Source organism: Shewanella amazonensis SB2B, assembly GCF_000015245.1.
Lineage (GTDB): Bacteria > Pseudomonadota > Gammaproteobacteria > Enterobacterales > Shewanellaceae > Shewanella > Shewanella amazonensis.
Window position 1 is genome coordinate 4,026,340 of sequence record NC_008700.1, and the last position, 19,823, is coordinate 4,046,162.

General features: G+C 55.0%; 18 protein-coding genes. 9 read left to right on the plus strand and 9 right to left on the minus strand.

Annotated features, from left to right (window positions below; all coding sequences use genetic code 11):
• Nucleotides 1-31: 31 nt before the first annotated feature.
• The 6 genes from SAMA_RS17690 to SAMA_RS17715 all read right to left on the minus strand — a co-directional run bounded on the left by SAMA_RS17690 (nucleotide 32) and on the right by SAMA_RS17715 (nucleotide 4,862).
• Entirely contained in the window at nucleotides 32-607 is a 576-nt protein-coding gene (locus SAMA_RS17690; protein ID WP_011761506.1) for a hypothetical protein, read from the minus strand.
• Between the two features lie 12 nt (nucleotides 608-619).
• Complete coding sequence (locus SAMA_RS17695) at nucleotides 620-1,840, minus strand: S1 family peptidase (protein ID WP_011761507.1); 1,221 nt, start codon at nucleotides 1,838-1,840, stop codon at nucleotides 620-622.
• A 144-nt stretch (nucleotides 1,841-1,984) separates the two neighbouring features.
• The gene (locus SAMA_RS17700) at nucleotides 1,985-2,428 is read right to left on the minus strand and encodes a thioesterase domain-containing protein (RefSeq protein ID WP_011761508.1); all 444 of its coding nucleotides are present in this window, start codon (nucleotides 2,426-2,428) and stop codon (nucleotides 1,985-1,987) included.
• A 1-nt stretch (nucleotide 2,429) separates the two neighbouring features.
• Nucleotides 2,430-2,867, minus strand: a complete 438-nt coding sequence (gene dtd, locus SAMA_RS17705; protein ID WP_011761509.1) for a D-aminoacyl-tRNA deacylase — start codon at nucleotides 2,865-2,867, stop codon at nucleotides 2,430-2,432.
• 71 nt (nucleotides 2,868-2,938) lie between these two features.
• A complete protein-coding gene (locus SAMA_RS17710) occupies nucleotides 2,939-3,904 on the minus strand; it encodes an alpha/beta fold hydrolase (protein ID WP_049757946.1) in 966 nt (321 codons plus the stop codon).
• A complete protein-coding gene (locus tag SAMA_RS17715) occupies nucleotides 3,891-4,862 on the minus strand; it encodes a virulence factor BrkB family protein (protein WP_041409949.1) in 972 nt (323 codons plus the stop codon). Before SAMA_RS17715 ends, SAMA_RS17710 begins: the two co-directional genes overlap by 14 nt.
• Nucleotides 4,863-4,954: 92 nt before the next feature.
• Between SAMA_RS17715 and SAMA_RS17720 the strand changes: the two genes are divergently transcribed.
• Entirely contained in the window at nucleotides 4,955-5,176 is a 222-nt protein-coding gene (locus SAMA_RS17720) for a hypothetical protein (RefSeq protein WP_011761512.1), read from the plus strand.
• 17 nt (nucleotides 5,177-5,193) lie between these two features.
• A complete protein-coding gene (locus SAMA_RS17725; RefSeq protein ID WP_011761513.1) occupies nucleotides 5,194-5,847 on the plus strand; it encodes a DUF2959 domain-containing protein in 654 nt (217 codons plus the stop codon).
• A gap of 61 nt (nucleotides 5,848-5,908) precedes the next feature.
• Here the strand turns inward: SAMA_RS17725 and SAMA_RS17730 are convergent, their stop codons facing one another.
• Both SAMA_RS17730 and SAMA_RS17735 read right to left on the minus strand, forming a co-directional pair.
• A complete protein-coding gene (locus tag SAMA_RS17730; RefSeq protein WP_011761514.1) occupies nucleotides 5,909-6,802 on the minus strand; it encodes a hypothetical protein in 894 nt (297 codons plus the stop codon).
• Nucleotides 6,799-8,148 carry a diguanylate cyclase domain-containing protein gene (locus SAMA_RS17735; RefSeq protein ID WP_011761515.1) on the minus strand — a complete coding sequence of 450 codons (1,350 nt, stop codon included), beginning with the start codon at nucleotides 8,146-8,148 and terminating at the stop codon, nucleotides 6,799-6,801. Before SAMA_RS17735 ends, SAMA_RS17730 begins: the two co-directional genes overlap by 4 nt.
• A gap of 200 nt (nucleotides 8,149-8,348) precedes the next feature.
• Here SAMA_RS17735 and SAMA_RS17740 point away from each other — a divergent pair, with 200 nt between their 5' ends.
• The 6 genes from SAMA_RS17740 (at nucleotide 8,349) to SAMA_RS17765 (ending at nucleotide 16,071) form a co-directional block, all read left to right on the plus strand.
• Nucleotides 8,349-8,648: a hypothetical protein gene (locus SAMA_RS17740; protein ID WP_011761516.1), complete on the plus strand. Its 300-nt coding sequence runs from the start codon at nucleotides 8,349-8,351 to the stop codon at nucleotides 8,646-8,648.
• Nucleotides 8,645-10,204: a PepSY-associated TM helix domain-containing protein gene (locus SAMA_RS17745; RefSeq protein ID WP_011761517.1), complete on the plus strand. Its 1,560-nt coding sequence runs from the start codon at nucleotides 8,645-8,647 to the stop codon at nucleotides 10,202-10,204. The genes SAMA_RS17740 and SAMA_RS17745 overlap by 4 nt, the downstream gene beginning before the upstream one ends.
• Nucleotides 10,201-10,530, plus strand: a complete 330-nt coding sequence (locus SAMA_RS17750) for a DUF3325 domain-containing protein (protein ID WP_011761518.1) — start codon at nucleotides 10,201-10,203, stop codon at nucleotides 10,528-10,530. Before SAMA_RS17745 ends, SAMA_RS17750 begins: the two co-directional genes overlap by 4 nt.
• Nucleotides 10,531-10,643: 113 nt before the next feature.
• Nucleotides 10,644-12,719: a TonB-dependent siderophore receptor gene (locus tag SAMA_RS17755; protein ID WP_011761519.1), complete on the plus strand. Its 2,076-nt coding sequence runs from the start codon at nucleotides 10,644-10,646 to the stop codon at nucleotides 12,717-12,719.
• Between the two features lie 4 nt (nucleotides 12,720-12,723).
• Entirely contained in the window at nucleotides 12,724-13,794 is a 1,071-nt protein-coding gene (locus tag SAMA_RS17760) for a PepSY-associated TM helix domain-containing protein (protein WP_011761520.1), read from the plus strand.
• A gap of 243 nt (nucleotides 13,795-14,037) precedes the next feature.
• Complete coding sequence (locus SAMA_RS17765) at nucleotides 14,038-16,071, plus strand: M20/M25/M40 family metallo-hydrolase (RefSeq protein ID WP_011761521.1); 2,034 nt, start codon at nucleotides 14,038-14,040, stop codon at nucleotides 16,069-16,071.
• 51 nt (nucleotides 16,072-16,122) lie between these two features.
• On the opposite strand, the gene typA is transcribed toward SAMA_RS17765, so the two are convergent.
• Nucleotides 16,123-17,937 carry a translational GTPase TypA gene (gene typA / locus SAMA_RS17770; RefSeq protein WP_011761522.1) on the minus strand — a complete coding sequence of 605 codons (1,815 nt, stop codon included), beginning with the start codon at nucleotides 17,935-17,937 and terminating at the stop codon, nucleotides 16,123-16,125.
• A gap of 458 nt (nucleotides 17,938-18,395) precedes the next feature.
• On the opposite strand from typA, the gene glnA reads away from it, so the two are divergent.
• Nucleotides 18,396-19,805: a glutamate--ammonia ligase gene (gene glnA / locus SAMA_RS17775; RefSeq protein WP_011761523.1), complete on the plus strand. Its 1,410-nt coding sequence runs from the start codon at nucleotides 18,396-18,398 to the stop codon at nucleotides 19,803-19,805.
• The last annotated feature ends 18 nt before the right edge of the window (nucleotides 19,806-19,823 follow it).

A 19,823-nucleotide genomic window follows, 5' to 3' on the forward strand; every position in this document is an offset into this window, starting at 1 on the left:
AGAGACTGGCTTTTCCGCTTCCATCCGCACATCAACTGCCGAAGTAGAAGTTGTACTCTTCCACCAGGGTTTTCACTTCCTGATTTTCTACCAGATCCGCCACAAACTTATCTGTGGTGGACAGCACCCAAGCCATGGTGTCCTTGTCCAGGCCACCCAACTGGTTGGAGTACATGTTTTGCGCCTGGGTAAAGTTCTCGCGGTATTCGATGCGGCTGACCGATTTACCGTGCACGCGGAAATCATAGGTCAACACCAGATCGTTATTGGTTACCACGGGCAAAATCCCCAGAGAACTGCCGGCGAGGATAGCCGATGTCAGTCCGGCTGCGGTGCCACCCGCCGTGGGCTGCAGTTTGTAACTCACAACAAGGCGCAGCGGAGTTCCCAGGTTTTCTTTATCGATGTTGCCGAGCTGCTGACTGGATTTGAGCTTGTCAAACAGCTCAGTACTGTCAAAGGTGCTGACAAAGAGCACGGGGGGCAACACGATCGTCTGGGTCTGGGTCTGGGTCTGGGTCTGGGTCTGGGTCTGGGTCTGCTCCTGAGCCATCGCAGACGTCATCAGTCCGGTCAGTGCCAGGGCACCAAATATCATTCCTTTCATGTCACTGACTCCTTATTGATAACAGGCCAACTGCACTACAGACGACAAAGCCGCATCGTTGCTGATACGAATATCCCCTTTCAGATTCGGCTCTACCTGATGAAACGCCACCTGATGCTTGTCGAGGAATCGGGCAACGTGCCTGGCATCGAGGGCAAAGTTCACATTCTGTGGCAGGGCGCCGGATTCAATCAGCTTGGCTGCGTTGAGCGTGGCAACTGTCACTCCCAGCAGTTCACCACCATCTGATACCACGGGCCCCCCGCTGGAGCCGGGCTGAATAGGTGCCGAGAACTGGAACTGGCCAACGGAACCTTTGAGGGCATTCATGGAGCTGACGTTACCTCGGGTCAGGTTTGGCGACGCCGCAAGCAGGCCCTGCAGGGGGTAACCCACGTTGGTCACGGCTTCACCGAGGAAGATTTCACTGCCCTTACGCAGCGGCAAGTAGCGCTCAGCTGGCGCACCTGTACTCACCACAGCCAGATCCAAAAGGGTGGAGCTGGCATCCACAGTGGCATCGTAAGACTGAGTTGGTGTCTGCACCTTGGTGACCATGCATTCCCGCAGCACATGGGCAGCCGTCAGTAACTGTCCGGTTTCATTGATATAAAACCCGGTACCACTGCTCACTGGCTTCTCCATGTTGGCCAATTGTAGCGGGTTGGTCGCCTTCATGGCCAGCTGCGCCGGATACCCGGCCGCTGTGGGTTTGAGGCTATTGAGCACGTCTACAATGACCAGTTGGGTTGCCCGCATCGCCGCGTTGTACATGCCAGAGTTGTCGCCCACATAGCCAATGTCGGCCTTAAAGGTTTTCTTACCTTCTTTCAACGGTTTATCACCACCATTCAGCACCTTGTAGCTCAAGGTCATCACGGCTTTGCCAGAGACGAACTCCCATTCGGGATCCAGATCTATCACCAGGCCAACGGCGTCATCGCTTGCACGGTCCAGCAGGACGGCATTGCTGAAGTAAGCATTGAAGGCATCACGCACACCGTCCGACAAGGCGGAGCCCGGCTCTACCCAGATATTCCACTTCTCCAGATAGAAACGACTGTCCATTTGAATTTTGGGCACGTAGTAAGCCACAGAGACATCTACCGGCAGGGTGATGGACTTGTTGACCGCCACACCTTTTGGCAATTTATTGGCATTAAGTCGGGTGTTGGCACACCCAGAAAGGTTGGCACAAAGCGCAACCGCCAGTGCCAGACAAAGAAAGCGCATACTGATGTCCTTACGATGCAGTTTCGGCCACTCCATACCGTACGAGCAACCAAATATTTAACATTTTTTTAACCGGACGATTCTAGGGAATCACCGGCGCAACATCAATAAGGTCCATCAGAAGTTGTAAAAAAATTCCCGGCCTTAGTGCGGCAGACTGACATAACGTCCTTCAAAGCTGGCACACAGCTCTCCTTCACACCAAAGTTCGACAACCAGGGTCACCTTGACTCTGCGCCCGGTGGCGAGGGGCATGATATCGTCACCCGACCAGCTGACCCTGGCGAGAGGCGCGCCCCTGACGGGCGCCAGATAGCGCACGGCCGCATCGGCCAGCACTATGCTGCCCTCCACACCCGCTTCGCGCTGTTTAAGCCACAACATTCCCCAGCCCGTCAGGGTCATCAGGGTATAGATGCTGCCCGCGAACATGGTGTGGTGTAGATTGATGTTGGGCTCGAGAGGTGCACTGACTTCAAATTGGATGCCATCGTATCTGCGTGGACAGATTTGCATAAAGGCGCTCAGGGGGATGGTGCTGTGCCAGGTGTCCGCCAGCTCCTGCAGTAAGGTCTGTTCTGGTGTCATGCTACACCTGCAAATGGAAGGTCACGGGCCCGTCGTTCAGCAGTTCCACCTTCATATCGGCGGCAAAACGTCCGGTTTGGGTGGGCACACCCTGCGCGCGGCAATGGGCCACAAACTCGTCGTACAGACGCTCGGCTTGCTCTGGAGTGCCGGCACCCGAGAAACTGGGGCGCAGCCCACGGCCCGTATCGGCCGCCAGGGTGAACTGGGAAACCACCAGCAAGCTGCCCCCTACCTGGGAGACATTGAGATTCATCTTGCCATTTTCGTCGGAAAATACGCGATAGTTCATGACCTTGTGCGCCAATTTCTCCAGCTTGGTGCGGTCGTCATGCTGCTCAACCCCCAGCAACACCAGCAGCCCCTGATCGATGGCGCCGGTGATTTCACCGTCCACGGTGACGCTGGCACGGCTGACCCTTTGTATCAATGCAATCACAGATTATTCCTTGCCTGATGGAAGACCCGGCGATTGTGCCATAGCCTCCACCTGAATCCCATCCGCAGGCTTCAGCAGTGTTGATGCCACACCGACAGCATCCAGTTTGCTGCTGCGCACACCGCCTTGTGCATGCGACCATCGGCGAGGGAGTGATAACCACCGACCACGGTAACCAGCTCAAAGTCCCGCCCCAGTCGTGCTTCAAGGGGCCCGTAGTGCCTTGCTATCTCGGCAGGGCACACCCAATCACATTCCCCCTGAAGGATGCGGGTATGGGCACGGATGTCGGGTAATGCCGCCACAAAAGCGGTTTCTGCGTCGAAATAGCCACTTCTGGCATAGTGTAATTCGATAAGTGCCAGCACCCGGGAGCGCCAATCGATGGGACCGAGCAAGTGATTGCCGGGATAGGCCAGTGCCAGCTCCCAATCCAGCCAGCGCCTGAACGCACGCTCGGACACGGCCTGATTGGCATGCACAAACCCCTTGCTGAAATACTCAAACAGTAATGACAACCAGCCCTTTACCGGGATCCCGGCACTGAAGCTGTTGTATTCATCAGGAAAAAGTCGGGCTGCTCCCGCCGGGCCGTATAGCCAGGCCATCCCCTCACTGGAAGGGATAAACAGCCCCCAGTAACTCTGGGCGATAACGCGGTCGGGATGGCGCCCACTGTAGATAAGTCCGAGAGTGGCACCGAAAGAGCCACCTGCGAGACACCAATTTTCGATACCCAGAGTTTCCCGCACCACTTCCATATCGGCCAGCAGCTGTGTCAGGCCATTGTGCTCCAACCCACCACGGGGACGAGATAAACCGGCACCGCGTTGATCAAGCAGCAAGATACGCCAGTGGCGACCATCAAACAGCAGGGCATCATCACTGCTGCAACCGGCACCGGGCCCTCCGTGGAGATACAAAAGTGGAACGCCATTGGGATTGCCATACTCCGCCAAATGCAGACTATGACCATCACCAACGGCAATCCACTTGCTGCTGATGAGCGGCGGCGGTGCCTGTTCAACCCGGGTCATTGTCGGTTTTGGGTTTGGTGGAGGATGAAGAGGAAGGATTTTCCTTTGGCGATGACAAGGCTTCACCCGAAGGGGCATCCTGGCAGCCCTGGGCGTCTTCGTCGCCGCCGTCATCATAGTCCAGATATTCAGGCAGCGCTGCGGCAATCACACCGCCAAAGAGCACTATGGTCCAGGAGAGATACACCCAGACAAAGAGGATGGGAATGGTCGCCAGGGTGCCGTAAATGGCCTCATAACTCGGAAAGGTGGTGACATAAAGGGCAAAACCACGCTTACCGGCCTCAAACAACAAGGCTGCCACCAGGGCACCGAGCAGCGCATGGAGAAATTTCACCTTTTGATTGGGCACCGCCATATACAGCAGCAAAAATGCTGCAACAGAAAACATCAGCGGCAGCTTCTCTATCAGCATGGGCACCACCCCATACACATCAGCCTCACTGAGTACTTTCAGGGATACCAGATAAGACGTCACGGCAATACTGGCCCCCATCAGCACAGGGCCCAGGGTCAACACCATCCAGTACATGGAAAAGGCCACCATAAAACGGCGCTTTTCTTTGGTGCGCCAAATGGCATTGAGTGACTTATCGATGGCCGAAATCAACATGATGGCCACTACCACCAGAAAACCAATCCCCACGGCCGTGCCTTTGGAGGCGTTTTTCACAAATTCGTTGATATAGGTTTGTACCGTGTCACCGGCGGCGGGGATCATGTTTTCATACACGAAGGTTTCTATGGTGCCGCGAATACCCTGAAACACCGGGAATGCCGATAATACCGACATGGTCACGGCCACCATGGGCACCAGCGACAAGAGGGTGACATAGGTAAGGTGCCCTGCGCGCACATTAATTTGGTCTTCTTTCAGGCGAGAGACAAGATGGAGCACAAATCGCCAAACCCCCAGAAAAAAGCTCTGTATCAGGCTCACATCTATCTTATTTTTCACTGGTTTTCTCTTGCCGCTTATCACAGGTACGGTTTATGTTCGTACAATAAAACGTACAATACCTGCTTTACAAGTGTTAAAGGAGCGATTCAATGTCACAACAAGGATCGGCGGGCAACGTCCTCGCCGCAGGGGTTAACCTCTTTTTTCCCGGCCTTGGCCAATTGCTTCAGGGGCGTATTATGGCGGCCCTGCTGTTCTTTGTTATCACCGTTGGCGGCTATGCGCTCTGGTGGTTGATAGTGCCGGCCATCATAGGGGGTATTGCCCATCTGTGGTCCATCATTGATGCCGCCCGCTTTAAAGCAGACTGATGACAGGAAGCCAAACCATGAAACAACTTCTCTCGCTGGCGCTGCTTGGCAGTGCTTTATTACTCGGTGGTTGCCAGAGTGCTTACTATGGCGCCATGGAAAAGGTGGGCTATCACAAGCGCGACATCATGGTTGACCGGGTGAAAGACGCCAAAGAGTCCCAGGAAGAAGCACAGCAGCAGTTCAGTTCGGCACTGGAAGAAATGCAGGCCTTGCTGAACCACGATGGCGGCGATCTGGAAAAGGCGTACAACAAGGCCAAAGACGAGTACGACTCAGCCCAAAGCGCGGCCGACGACGTATCAAACCGCATCGACAAAGTCGAAGACGTAGCCGAGGCACTGTTTGATGAGTGGCAGGCGGAAATAGCCGAAATCAGCAAGGCCAGCCTGCGATCAAAAAGCCAGAGCAAGCTGAAGGAAACCCGCCGCAATTACGAATCGCTGATGCGCAGCATGCGCCGTGCAGAAAGCAAGATGCCGCCCATACTGACATCAATGAAAGACAACATGCTGTACCTCAAGCACAACCTCAATGCCCAAACCATTGGCGCCATCAAGGGGGAATTTACCAGCTTGAAGACAGACATAACCGGGCTCATCAAGGAGATGAATCGCTCCATTGCCGAGTCCAATAAGTTTATCGCCGCCATGGAAGCCGCAGGCCAGTAACTTTATCGCCTCCATGTAAGCTAAAAGCCCCCAAATGGGGGCTTTTTTGTGGCTGTGCGGTTCACTGCTCGAGATGCGCTATCACTTCATCCTGCTGCTTTAACACCTCGGCCGGCATCGCCGATTCGGGCAAGAGAGGATTATCGAGCGTCATCAGTTTGCGCCGATGCAGCTGCGCCTGCTTCAGCGCCGCCTTGTGGGGTGCAAAGCCATAAAAGAGCTGATCAAAACTGCCATCTGCCATGGCGGCTTTCAAGCCGTACTCCAGCCTTTCCGCCAATAAGGTATCCTGTTTGGCAACGAAGAAATACATCACTGCCGGGTAACGGATCAGCAGGTGGCTTTCTCCCGCCAACTCACTGATATTGCGACTTTCAGTCTCTGAATACAGCTCGGTGACCGCCCTGGGGAAAAGGTAACCGGGGTGGCGGCGGGTAAACTCGTACATGTCGCCTTCAGATACGTCCGTCGAGACTTCCAGCCGGTTGAGTCTGAGGATTTGTGTATCTGGCCAATCGCGCCCCTGAAGAAAGGTGAAGGGCGCAAAATCGCCCAGGCTCTGCACACCGGCAAGTGTTGCCAGATCATGCTCGTTGGCAGCCAGCAACCTGAGCCCATAAACCCCCTTCATAAGGGGGACACGTACCGGCAGGGCATCGAGTTCGCGGCGATAATTGGTCATGGTCCAGAACACATTGATAACACCATTATTCAGTTCCCTGAAATGGCGCCGCTGAGAGATATCTATGTCGAGTGGAGCCAGCTGATATGGGCCATATTTCGCTTTGGATTTCTCCAGCGCCAGTTGCAATAGCTGACCAAAATAAGCGTTGTTCGGATTGCGCTTCATCACGCTGGCATCCACATAGCGTACCGTCAGTGGCTCTGTGGCTGTACTGGGCAAACTCAGCGACAACAACAATGCAGCAAGGAATTGCCTTTGCAGCTTCATCATCTTTCCCCTTTGATGCGCTGCTTGTCTTCGTACATGGCCTTGTCGGCAACATGCAGCAATTCAGTGATATCCTGTCCATCCTCAGGATACCGGGCCGCCCCCATACTGATACTGATATTGAGGGTGATGTCTGCCATTTGCAGCGGCTGCTCGCAGGCCGCATGGCGAACCTTCATCAGTACATGGCTGATATCAGCGGGAGAGGTTAATCGGGGCAAAATCAGTAAAAATTCATCACCTCCCAATCGGGCAACCATGTCGCTGTTTCGCAGCACTGACTGCATGCGTTTGGCGACCGCCTTTAACATGGCATCGCCGGCGGCATGACCAAAACTATCATTCACCTGCTTGAAATAATTGAGATCCACGTTAATAACGGTAAAACGACCGTTAGGTGCCTGAATAAGCTTATTGAGCAGCGACATAGCAAATCGCCTGTTTGGTAAACCTGTGAGCACATCCTGCAATGACACCAGACGGGCCATACGGTAGGCATTGGAAACCATCAGAAAGCTCAGGAAGATAAACAGGGTTACACAGTATCCGATGAGACGCACCACATTGGTTGCACCCCAGGACCTTAACTCTGCTGGCTCGGCCAGCGCAATCTCCCAGGTGGCCCCCAGTAAATGTACCTGAGCAACAGCCCGCGCATTGTCGAAGTCGCTGCTTTGCCCAATGAATATGGGACCACGTTTATCGGGATACAGCAGCGTCCGAATGCCCAGCGTCATGCCTTCACCCAGATCAACGTCCCGAATACTGTTTATCAGGCGGTCGAGATCTATCACTATGCTGCAAACGCCCCAGTATTGGGTATTGGTGGGCGGGTCGGCAAACACAGGCGCACGGGCAATCAAGCCAATTCCCCCCTGGATCAGTGTGATGGGACCATCGAGGGTGATTTGTCGGGACATCCTCGCCTCCAGCACCGCCGGCATCTGCGCCGGGGTTTCCCGAAAATCAAGCCCCATCACAGACTCATTACCGGCCAGCGGATACACCAGAGCAACCACATCATTGGGGGCAATACTGATGCTGCGAATATATTCACCCTTGCTGGCCAGTTGGCCTGCGAGCAAAGTCCATTTGCTGTAGGGGACGTCGGGATTAAAGCTCAAAATGGTTGCAAGACTGTCTGCCAACAAAATGTCGGCATTCACCTTGGCCTCGATGTTGGCCCGGATAAGGGCCAACTTTTGCGAAAACCATTGTTGTTGTTCAGCCAGATAATCCCTTAAGTAACTGCGGTGTAAATATTCCACCGTAAACAATGACAGGAACCAGTACACAATGGCGAACGCCACAATCCAGAGTTTGGTACGGGCTAAATGGGTACTCTGCATAAACCACGTTTCAATAGAAAGGCTTACCTAAAGCATATCTGTATATCGGCATCCTGAGAAACCCCAAGCTGTAAAAGTACCAACCGGTTTTGCCGTCCAAGCCACAAAAAACTTACATTGTAAATTTTAATTGAGAATGTTTATCATTTGACTGCAATCTTTTAGGATCGGCTTCTTTTCTGTCTTTCTCTGGGGTCACCATGTCAATCCTGTCTGCCGGCACCTGCAAACTATTGGGTCGCAGCTTGTTGGCGATTTTGGGTGGTTATGGCCTTGCTGCCCTGTTTGCCGCTGCTCTGCCATTGTGGCTACCCCAGATAAGTGGCATGTCCCGCGCCGACGCAGCCTTGATTGGCATGATGCTGTCGTTTTTGATCTTCGCCCTGTGGATACTCTTCGCCTTTGCGGCCCGCAGCGGCACCAGGGCACTTATGCTGCACCTGCTGTTAAGCGCGCCACTCTTGTTGAGTCTGATGCTTCTGGAGGCGCCGGCGCCATGAAAGAGACCTTTTTTCGCACCATGACCTGGTTGCACACCTGGGCTGGATTGTTGGTGTGCTGGGTGTTACTGCTGGTATTTTTTGCCGGTACCCTGAGCTTCTTCCGCCACGAGATAAGCCTGTATGCCACACCCGAACTGCACAGTCAGGTGCTGGGCAGCGGTGTGAATACGAGTCTTGAGCAAAATCTGCGGCAGGGACAGGCTTATTTGTCTGCCCGGGTGCCAGATGCCCCCGATTGGTATATCGCCTTACCGCAGGAACGCCAGCCTTACCTGGCATTCCAATGGTCTGAACCGCGGGACAAGCAGCGACCACTCATCCACTCACAGCCGATAACCCTCAGTGGTGAACTGGCAGATGAACCCCGCCAAACCAAGGGGGGTGACTTTTTCTATCGGCTGCATTTCGATCTGCACTATATATCGGCGCTGACCGCCCGATACCTTGTAGGTATCTGCACCATGTTTATGCTTATTGCCCTGATAACCGGTGTCGTCATACATAAGCGCATCTTCAAGGATTTCTTCAGCTTCCGCCCACGCAAGGGCAGTCGTTCCTGGCTGGACGCCCACAATATCAGTGCGGTCATGGCCTTGCCGTTTCATCTCACCATCACCTACACGGGGCTGATTACCCTGATGCTGATGTATATGCCTTGGGCCACCCTGAGTGTATGGAACGGCGACACCAAAGCAATGCGTCAGGAACTGTCCCCGAGATTCGATCAACAAAAGGCCAGTGGTCAGCCACAGGACACCCTGGACCTCACCCTGCTGTTACCGCAGGTGAACCAGTTGTGGGGCGAGACCGCCGCCGTGAAGAATGTCAGGGTTCAGCATCCGGGTGACGCCAACGCCCGCATCTTTTTCACCCGGGATACCGGACAGGACATTACCGACGAGCGGGTACAACTGATATTCGACGGTGTAACAGGCAAGCTGCTTAATCCCGGCGCCCACCACGCTACTGGCAGTCAGCAACTGCACGATACTCTGATGGCGCTGCATACCGCGCGCTTCGCTGGCTGGCCATTGCGGATACTGGGTTTTGTGATGGGGTTGATGGGCTGCGCCATGATAGCCAGCGGCTGCCTGCTCTGGGCCACCAAGCTCAGGGAAAAACGTAAAAATACCGCCGGTCTCAAACTGGTCGAAGGGCTCAATCTGGCCGTGATCATGGGACTGCCGCTCGGCACTGTGCTGTTTTTCTATGCCAACCGTTTACTGCCAGCCCCAGCCCCTGGCAGGGCCGAAGACGAAGTGCTGGCCTTTTTCCTGGGCCTGCTGCTGTGTGGCGTGACTGCTCTGTGGCGCCGGGATGCCGCCGTATGGCGCGCCCTCCTTGGGATAACGGCACTGCTGGCGTTGCTGATGCCAGTGCTGAACACTCTGACATCCCCACAGGGTCTGGTGGGTAATCTGCTCAGTAATCAATGGGTATTGGTGTCGGCCGACCTGCTTTTTATTGTACTTGGCATCACCTGCCTCTTTGCACGTCGTAAGTTCGTTGTGCCTGTCCGGGCAACAATGCCAGCAATGGAGCGCACCGCATGATGGCTCTGGCGCTGTTTTTTCTGAGTTTTGGCAGTTTCGGCTTGCTGGCTGCCTCCCAGTTTGGCCATCACAGAACAATTTTCGGCGTGCCACCATCGGATACCAGGGCCAGGTGGCTGCAAGTGGCAGGGCTTGGCATGCTGGCGTTGGGAATGGCCTTGGCCATCGCCCTGGATGGCGGCTATGGGCTGATTCTGTTAATTACCCTGATGGCGCCCGCAGCTCTGGGACAAAGTGTGCTGCTTAACCTCAAACCCCGGGCGCTGAGGCTCTCGTTCTGGCTCGCACCGGCCGCACTCTTACTGCTGGTTCTTGCCGTCCGCTGAACACTGACAAGGATCTGTGTCGCAATCTTTTTGCATACACTCAATTTTTAATGATAATTATTTTTATTTAGTTTAGTATCCTTGCGAATTTACCACTCGAGGATACTAAAATCATGTCCAGCTCCAGCCTCTTCAGATTGACCGGGCTGTCTGTGGCACTGATGTCAGCCATGGCTGCCCATGGTCAGGACACTTCTGACATCAGTATCGAAAGGATGATCGTCACCACTAAAGCCACTGCACCTTCCACCACCAAGGGCGACTTCAGCTTGCTGAAGGCACCGCAGAACATTCAGATCTTGTCCAAAAATTTCCTTGATGATCAGGGTGTCGTGCATTTGGAAGACGCGTTGAAGAACGTGGCCGGGATACAACCCGGTGGTTACTATCAGGGTTACGACTACTTCCGAATCCGGGGTTTCGATGCCTCGCAAAACATCTATCTCGACGGTCTGCGCCTGAATGACAATGGCCTGGGTGCCAATGTGGAGCAGTCGAATCTCGAAACCCTTGAGGTGATGAAAGGGCCTTCCTCCACTCTTTACGGTGCAGGTGCCATCTCGGGTATGGTGAACCTGGTGACCAAACGGCCAACCCAAACCGACATGGGCAGCGTAAGCTTGCAGGGTGGCAATCTGGGCTACCGTGAGCTGGATGCCGACATTAACCGCGTACTGAGCGACGATGGTGACATCTTCGGCCGTGTTGGTCTGGCGTACCGAGAAGCGGCCAACAGCGTGGACCATATTGACGGACAACATCGCTTCTTTATCGCGCCGTCGCTCACCTTTAATCTGGGTGAAGACGCTGCTCTGACCCTGCTCACCAGCTACACAAAAGACGATAATCAGTTAGGCATGCCACTGCCTGCCATGGGAACTGTGCTGCCGTCACCGCTGGGTGAGCTGGATAAGGATCTCTTTTACGGCAACATCAAAGATCCCGGTGCCATCAACGACGAAACCTATCGTCTGGGTTACGAGCTGCGCTGGGACCTGACCGACAACTTGCAGCTGCGTCAGAATGTCCGATTCCAGGATGCCTCCAGCGATTGGCACAATCTCTACTATCCCAGCAGTTACGATGCCGACACCGGCGATTTGAACCTGTACAAATTCAGCTATCGCACCCAGTGGAAAACCTGGGCACTGGACACCGGACTCAATGGCCGCGTTATGCTGGGTGAAACCGAGCACCTGTTTACCGCAGGGGTGGATATCTTTATGTCGGATCTCTACACCAGCGGCGCCCTGGGCAGTGATTTCCCCACCATCAATCTCTACCAGCCGGATTACAGTGTCTTCCCTGATACCGAGGTCAATCAGTTCGGCCCCGAAAGCAAGGTTGAGAATCGTATTCTGGGTCTGTACGCCCAGGATCAAATTAATCTGGGAGAGCACTGGAGCTTTACACTGGGTGCCCGTTTCGATCGCTACAAGCAAGCCTACGTGGAAGACTACGAAACCAAACTGAGCCCGAGAGCCGGTGTCAGCTACGCTTTCAACGACGATTGGGTGGCCTTTGCCAGCTATTCTGAAGCCTTCACCCCCCAGTCCTATGTGGACAGTAATGGCAAGGTTCTCGACCCGGAAGAAGGCCAGCAGTGGGAACTGGGCCTTAAGAGCCGCGCCTTTAACGGTGACCTGAATGCCACTGTGTCCCTCTATGAGCTGACCAAAAAGAACATAGCGCTGGCCAATGTGGATGCCGGTGGCAACTTTACCTACTCCGCATCCGGCGAGCTGCAAAGTCGTGGCATAGAGCTGGATTTGCAGTGGCTGCTGACACAGGATCTGCAGCTGATTGGCCACGGCGCATACACCCATGCCGTCGATACCGAGCACGACAAGTGGGTCGCCAATGTACCCCGTTATGCCCTGGGTGGCTGGCTAAAATACAACTTGGATGACATGCTCGATGGTCTGAGCGTGGCGGCCGGTGTCAATCACTACGGCAAGCAGCAAGGCAACGTACAGGCGGTACTGACTGACAGCAGCGAAGGCGACTTTTACCTGCCAGCCTACACTCTGGTTGACCTGAACCTGACCTACAGCTGGGACCAGTACGATCTGCGCTTTATCGTCAACAACCTGACCGATGAAGACTACTTCTCTGGCTCCGACAGTCTGCTGCGGGTACTGCCGGGCAGCGGCCGTGAAGTGAAACTCAGCTTCACTGCCAACTGGTAATCCCATGCGCAGATTACTGTGGAAATGGCACGGATTGGCAGGGCTGATTACCGCCCTGCCGCTCTTTGTTATCGCACTGACGGGCAGCTTGCTGGTGTTTAAGGCAGAGCTCGACAGTCTGTTAATGCCAGAGGTGGTTAACGCCAGCACCGGGCCGCGCCTGACGATGAATCAATTGGTGGCCAGTGCCAATCAGCAGCTGTCTGACAGTGAGATCCTTGGCTGGCAATTTGGCCAGAGCGGTGAAGCGGATACCCTGTTTGTGGCCGCCATGGGCAGCTACGATTGGCAAAAGGTGTGGCTCGACCCTGCCAGCGGTTCGCTGCTGACACCGCCGGTATCCCTCACCTGGGCCATCACCGACTGGCTGCTGGATCTGCACTACATGTTGCTGCTGGATCACGCCGGTTTATTGATTGCCGGCATCATGGCCTTGCTGTTTTTGTTTCTCGGCATTTCCGGCATAGTGCTGCACCGGCAGTTCTGGCGAACCTTCTTCACCCTGCGCTGGCGTAAGGGATTGCGCCTGTTGCTGAGCGATACCCACAAGCTGCTGGGTATTGTGGGGGCGCCGGTATTTTTAGTGCTCGGTTTTACCGGCGCCTGGTGGAATCTGGAACACTTCTACGAGGAGGAGCTTTCGGGCCACGACGACAGTCAGTACATCATTAGCCAAAGCTACTACAGTCCGGCGCTGGATTTTGATGCGCTGCTGGCCGACACCCGCCGCCAACTGCCCACGTTCGTGCCAACGTATCTGCGTTTGCCCGACGCCAGTTATCCCGGGGTGCATTTCTTTGGCTATCGGGAGGATGGTGGCGTGCTGCGAAGCCGCTTCGGCTCAATTGTCAGCTATCACGATCAATCGGGGGTACACACCAGCACTCTGGATGTGGCCGGGGCGCCTGCCCTGTACCAGTTCACCGACAGTTTCAGACCGCTGCATTATGGTGATTTCGGTGGCCTCACAACCCGTATTCTCTGGTGCATCATCGGCTTCTTTCCCTGCCTGATGGCGCTCTCCGGGTTCTGGATGTGGCGCCAGCGCAGTGCTCGAAAAGTGCCGAGGCGCTGACAGCCCCTTTTAAAAACGCCGTACAGAAGACGCCATCCGGCGTCTTTTTCTTTTTACTCAGTATGTTAATAGAACGCCATTCTAACCACAGGTACTAGTACTGTGGCGAAAAATCATCGCTTCGCCTTATGTGGCCCCGCCCGCTCCCCCGGCACACTTGTCAGGCGCACAGACCGCCTGTGGCACCAGCAATGGATTGTCGGTCACGCTCTCATATAACAACATCAATAAAGGAACTGACCCATGAAAACGAAAAAGCGGCTGCTGAGTCTGGCACTCTTGCTGTGCCCCCTCGGCGCCATGGCGGACGAGCTGTGGATTATGACCGACAAGGACGCCGGATACAGTCTGCAAAGCCTGCTGCAAAGGCATAACCTCCAGCCTCAGCTGCGGGAAAGCCATGGCAAACTCATTACGCGTCTCAATGAAGATAAGCTGCTGGAACTGAGCGCCCTGATGCACAAGGAGCACAATCGCTGCGGCGGTTTCAGTGTGCATGCCAGCGAGGCCGATGCCCTGGCCGCCAGTCTGGTGCCAGTGAGCCAGGCGACGTTCAGTTTCCCCGGCGAGCCCAATCAGGCGGCGCGGGTGGCGGACATTCTGCCAAGACTTATGGCCAGCAATATCAAGGATACCGTCACCAGCCTCGAGACCTTCACCAACCGCTACTACACCACCAGTCACGGTGAAAATGCTGCCAATTGGGTAAAAGACAACTGGGCAGCGTTGGCTACCGGTAACAGCTGGGCCAATGCTGCGGTGTATGACCATGCCGACTGGCGGCAGGACTCAGTCGTCCTTACCCTTACGGGCAGTGAAGCGCCGGATGAGGTGGTGATCCTCGGCGGCCACCTCGACTCCATCAATGGCTACACCACAGAAACCACCCGCGCCCCCGGCGCCGACGACAATGCCTCGGGCATGGCCACCATCACCGAGGTCATTCGTGCCTTTATGAGTCAGGGCCAGCCCAAGCGCACCATCAAGTTTATCGGCTATGCCGCTGAGGAAGTGGGTCTGCGTGGCAGCGCCGAGATAGCCGCACAGGCCCGCAGCCAGGGGCAAAATGTGGTGGCGGTTATGCAGCTGGATATGACCGGCTTTAATGGCAGCACCGAAGACATAGTGCTGATGCAGGACTACACAGATTCGGGCCTGAATCAGTTTTTGATTAAGCTGATGGATACCTACCACACCGAAATCCGCTATGGCCTGGATGTGTGCGGCTATGGCTGTTCGGATCATGCTTCCTGGCACAATCAGGGCTACCCTGCAGCCATGCCGTTCGAGTCGCGCTTCAACGACTACAACCCCCATATTCACACCGCTCAGGACACCCTGGACAAACTCGACCCCACCATGGAGCACGCACTCAACTTTGCCAAGCTGGCCTCGAGCTATCTGGTGGAGCTCAGCTTTAACACCGGTGGCACCGGCCCCGAAACCGGCGAGCTTGAAAATGGCGTGGCCCTCACCGGGCTCAGCGCCGCCAAGGATGCCCAGAGCTATTTCACCCTGGCGGTACCGGCCGATGCCGAGAATCTGCGCTTTGTCACCGCCGCGAACAATGGCGATGCCGATCTGTACGTGAAGTTTGGCGCGCCGCCGTCGACCTCAGATTTTGACTGCCGCTCCTGGAATAACGGCAGCAATGAGAGCTGCGATCTGGCCCAGGCTACCGAGGGCACCTGGCATGTGATGCTGAAAGCCTACAACGCTTACTCTGATTTAAGCCTCACCGGCAGCTTTGATGTCTCGACCCCAACCCCCAACCAGCCTCCGGTGTCCAACTTCAGCGTCAGCTTTAACGGTGCAACCGGCCAGTTTGTCTCCAGCGCCAACGACAGCGATGGTCAACTGGTAAGCTGGCAGTGGAGTTTTGGTGATGGCAGCAGCGCCAGCGGTGCCAATGTCAGCCACACTTACAGCCAGTCTGGCCGTTACACGGTTTCGCTTACTGTCACCGATGATGATGGCGCCAGTGCAACCAGCAGCCAGAGCGTCGATATGACGGTGCCAGAGCCGCCACAGGGCGACATTGAGCTCACGGTAACCAAGGCCACCAAATCGCGTCTTGGCAGTGTTTATGTGGCGCTGAGTTGGGACACTGGCTCCGGCGATTACCGGGTGCTGCGTGATGGCGTACAAATTGGCACAAGCAGCCGCAGCAGCTATACCGACCGCTTTAAAGTCGGCAAAAATGAGGCTGTCTCGGTAAGCTATCAGGTATGTGACAACAGCAATGCCTGCTCGCAAATGGTGCAGGTAAATCTGTAAAAACAAAAACCCCCGGCAAGCCGGGGGTTTTCATTAGTCCATTATCAGGGATTAGCCCTGACGGCTGGCACGCTTACGGTCGTTCTCAGTCAGGAACTTCTTACGTACGCGGATGCTCAGCGGAGTCACTTCTACCAGCTCGTCATCATCGATGAACTCCAGCGCCTGTTCCAGGGTCATCTGGATGTGCGGAGTCAGCACCTGAGCCTCGTCGGTACCAGAGGCGCGCATGTTGGTCAGCTGCTTGCCCTTGAGGCAGTTTACGGTCAGGTCGTTTGAACGGCTGTGGATACCGATCACCTGGCCTTCGTACACTTCAGCGGCATGGCCAATCATCAGACGACCACGATCCTGCAGACCGAACAGGGCGAAGGTCAGAGCCTTACCGGTAGCATTGGAGATCAGTACACCGTTGTTACGCTGACCGATGTCGCCACCCTTGTATGGACCGTAGTGGTCGAACGTGTGGTACAAAAGACCGGTACCAGAGGTCGCAGTCATAAACTCGGTTTGGAAACCAATCAGGCCACGGCTTGGGATAACAAAGTCGATACGGACACGACCTTTGCCGTCCAACTGCATGTCTTTCATGTCAGCCTTACGGGTACCCAGCTTTTCAATCACAGTGCCCTGATGATCTTCTTCCACGTCAACGGTCAGCTGCTCGTATGGCTCGCACTTCTCACCGTCGATTTCCTTGATGATTACTTCCGGACGGGATACCGCCAGCTCGTAACCTTCACGGCGCATGTTTTCAATCAGGATAGACAGGTGCAGTTCACCACGGCCAGACACGCGGAAACGGTCAGGGCTGTCGGTTTCTTCTACACGCAGGGCCACGTTGTGTACCAGTTCCTGTTGCAGACGTTCAAGAATGTTACGTGAAGTCACGTACTTACCTTCTTTACCGGCAAACGGAGAGGTATTTACCTGGAAGGTCATGGTCAGGGTTGGCTCGTCTACAGACAGAGGAGGCAGAGCCTCAACGTTACCTGCGGCACAGATGGTGTCAGAAATCTTCAGCTCACCCAGACCTGTGACGGCAACGATGTCACCGGCGTTGGCGGTGGCCACTTCGTGACGCTCAAGGCCCATGTAACCCAGTACCTGGCCGATTTTACCGTTACGGGTTTTACCGTCGGCACCGACAACAGTGACCTGCTGGTTGGTTTTGACGCTACCGCGCTTGATACGGCCTACGCCGATAACGCCCACGTAGCTGTTGTAGTCCAGCTGAGAGATCTGCATCTGGAAGGCGCCTTCGGCGTCAGCATCCGGAGGAGACACTTTTTCAACGATGGTCTGGAACAGAGGAGTCATGTCTTCGCTTGGCTCATCGGGATCCAGAGTGGCAAAGCCGTTCAGGGCCGAGGCGTATACGATAGGGAAGTCCAGCTGTTCGTCGGTGGCACCCAGATTGTCGAACAGGTCAAATACCTGATCTATTACCCAATCAGGACGGGCGCCCGGACGGTCAACTTTGTTGATAACCACGATAGGCTTGAGGCCCTGGGCAAATGCCTTCTTGGTTACGAAACGGGTTTGCGGCATTGGGCCATCAACGGCATCCACCAGCAGCAATACAGAGTCCACCATAGACAGTACACGCTCAACCTCACCACCGAAGTCGGCGTGGCCGGGTGTGTCTACGATGTTAATACGGTAGTCATTCCACTTGATGGCAGTGTTCTTCGCCAGAATGGTGATGCCACGCTCTTTTTCCAGGTCATTGGAGTCCATCACGCGCTCGGTGGCTTCGCCACGGCTTTCCAGGGTGCCGGACTGGGAGAGCAGCTTGTCAACCAGGGTGGTTTTACCATGGTCAACGTGGGCAATAATGGCGATGTTACGCAAATTTTCTAACACGGTTAGCCTCTTACCATCTTGTTTCAGTGTGCGATGTTCCTATATGGGCGCGCCCAGGAACGGCCGGATTTGTTGCCGGCGGGGGTGGGAATATGACGTTTTTCTGAACTATTCCCCAGCCCCTTGCGTTAAAAAGCGTGCCATTCTACTCTAGCAGCGTCCTCACGGACAGGATTATTTTTTGGCCGTTTGGGAGAGCCAGGCCTTGCCCGACTGCACCTTTATCATGCACAGCCACAGAGTGCGCACCAACATTGTGCGCAGCATGCCCCGATTTGGTGCAAGACCTGTCCATTCTGGCCACCAGCTAAACACCATTTCTCTTATAATCAGCAAGTTATCATCTTGGCACGTTACTGGCTTTATCTGTGCCAAGTTTCGGTGCAGCCTGCAAAAGCCACCACCGACAAAAGTAATGATAGTAAGGGAAGACCCTTTACCCTACCGGAGACTCAAGCATGTCAGTTGAAAATGTGTTGAAGCAGTTGAAAGACCTGGAAGTGAAGTTCGTGGATCTGCGCTTTACCGATACCAAGGGTAAAGAACAGCACGTGTCTATTCCAACGCATCAGGTAGACGCCGACTTCTTTGAAGACGGTAAAATGTTCGACGGCTCATCCATCGCCGGTTGGAAAGGTATCAACGAATCTGACATGGTACTGATGCCAGATGCGACCACCTTCGTGCTGGATCCTTTCACCGAAGAAACCACTGCCATCATCCGCTGTGACATCCTCGAGCCAGGTACCATGACCGGTTACGACCGTGACCCACGCTCCATCGCCAAGAAGGCCGAAGAATACCTGCGCGCCACCGGCATCGCCGACACAGTGCTGATGGGTCCTGAGCCAGAATTCTTCCTGTTCGACGACGTACGTTTCGGCACCGACATGAGCGGCACCTTCGTGAAGATCGACGCCAAAGAAGCCGCCTGGAACTCAAGCACCAGCTACGAAGATGGCAACACCGGTCACCGTCCATTCGTGAAAGGCGGTTACTTCCCGGTTGCTCCGGTTGACTCTTCTCAGGACCTGCGCTCTGCCATGTGTCTGGTACTGGAAGAAATGGGTCAGGTAGTTGAAGCCCACCACCACGAAGTGGCCACTGCCGGTCAGAACGAAATCGCCACCCGTTTCAATACCCTGACCAAGAAAGCCGACGAAATCCAGATCCTGAAGTACGTGGTGCACAACATGGCCCACGCTTACGGCAAGACTGCTACCTTTATGCCTAAGCCAATCGTTGGCGACAACGGATCTGGTATGCACGTTCACCAGTCTCTGGCCAAAGATGGCGTTAACCTGTTTGCTGGCGACAAGTACGGCGGTCTGTCTGAAACTGCCCTGTACTACATTGGCGGTATCATCAAGCACGCCCGCGCCCTGAACGCTTTCACCAACCCAAGCACCAACTCTTACAAGCGTCTGGTACCACACTTCGAAGCCCCGGTAATGCTGGCTTACTCAGCCCGTAACCGCTCTGCTTCTATCCGTATCCCAGTGGTACCAAGCCCTAAAGGCCGTCGTATCGAGACCCGCTTCCCAGACCCAACTGCCAACCCATACCTGGGTTTCGCGGCTCTGCTGATGGCTGGTTTGGACGGTATCCAGAACAAGATCCACCCTGGCGATGCCATGGATAAGGACCTGTACGATCTGCCAGCCGAAGAAGCGGCCGAGATCCCAACTGTAGCCGAGTCTCTGGACGTGGCACTGGCGGCTCTGGATGCAGACCGCGAGTTCCTGACCAAGGGTGGCGTATTCAGCAACGACTTCATCGACTCTTACATCCGTCTGAAGACTGCTGAAGCCGAGCGCGTGAACCGCACCACTCACCCACTCGAGTTCGAAATGTATTACAGCCTGTAATACCCTGCAAAACCGTCC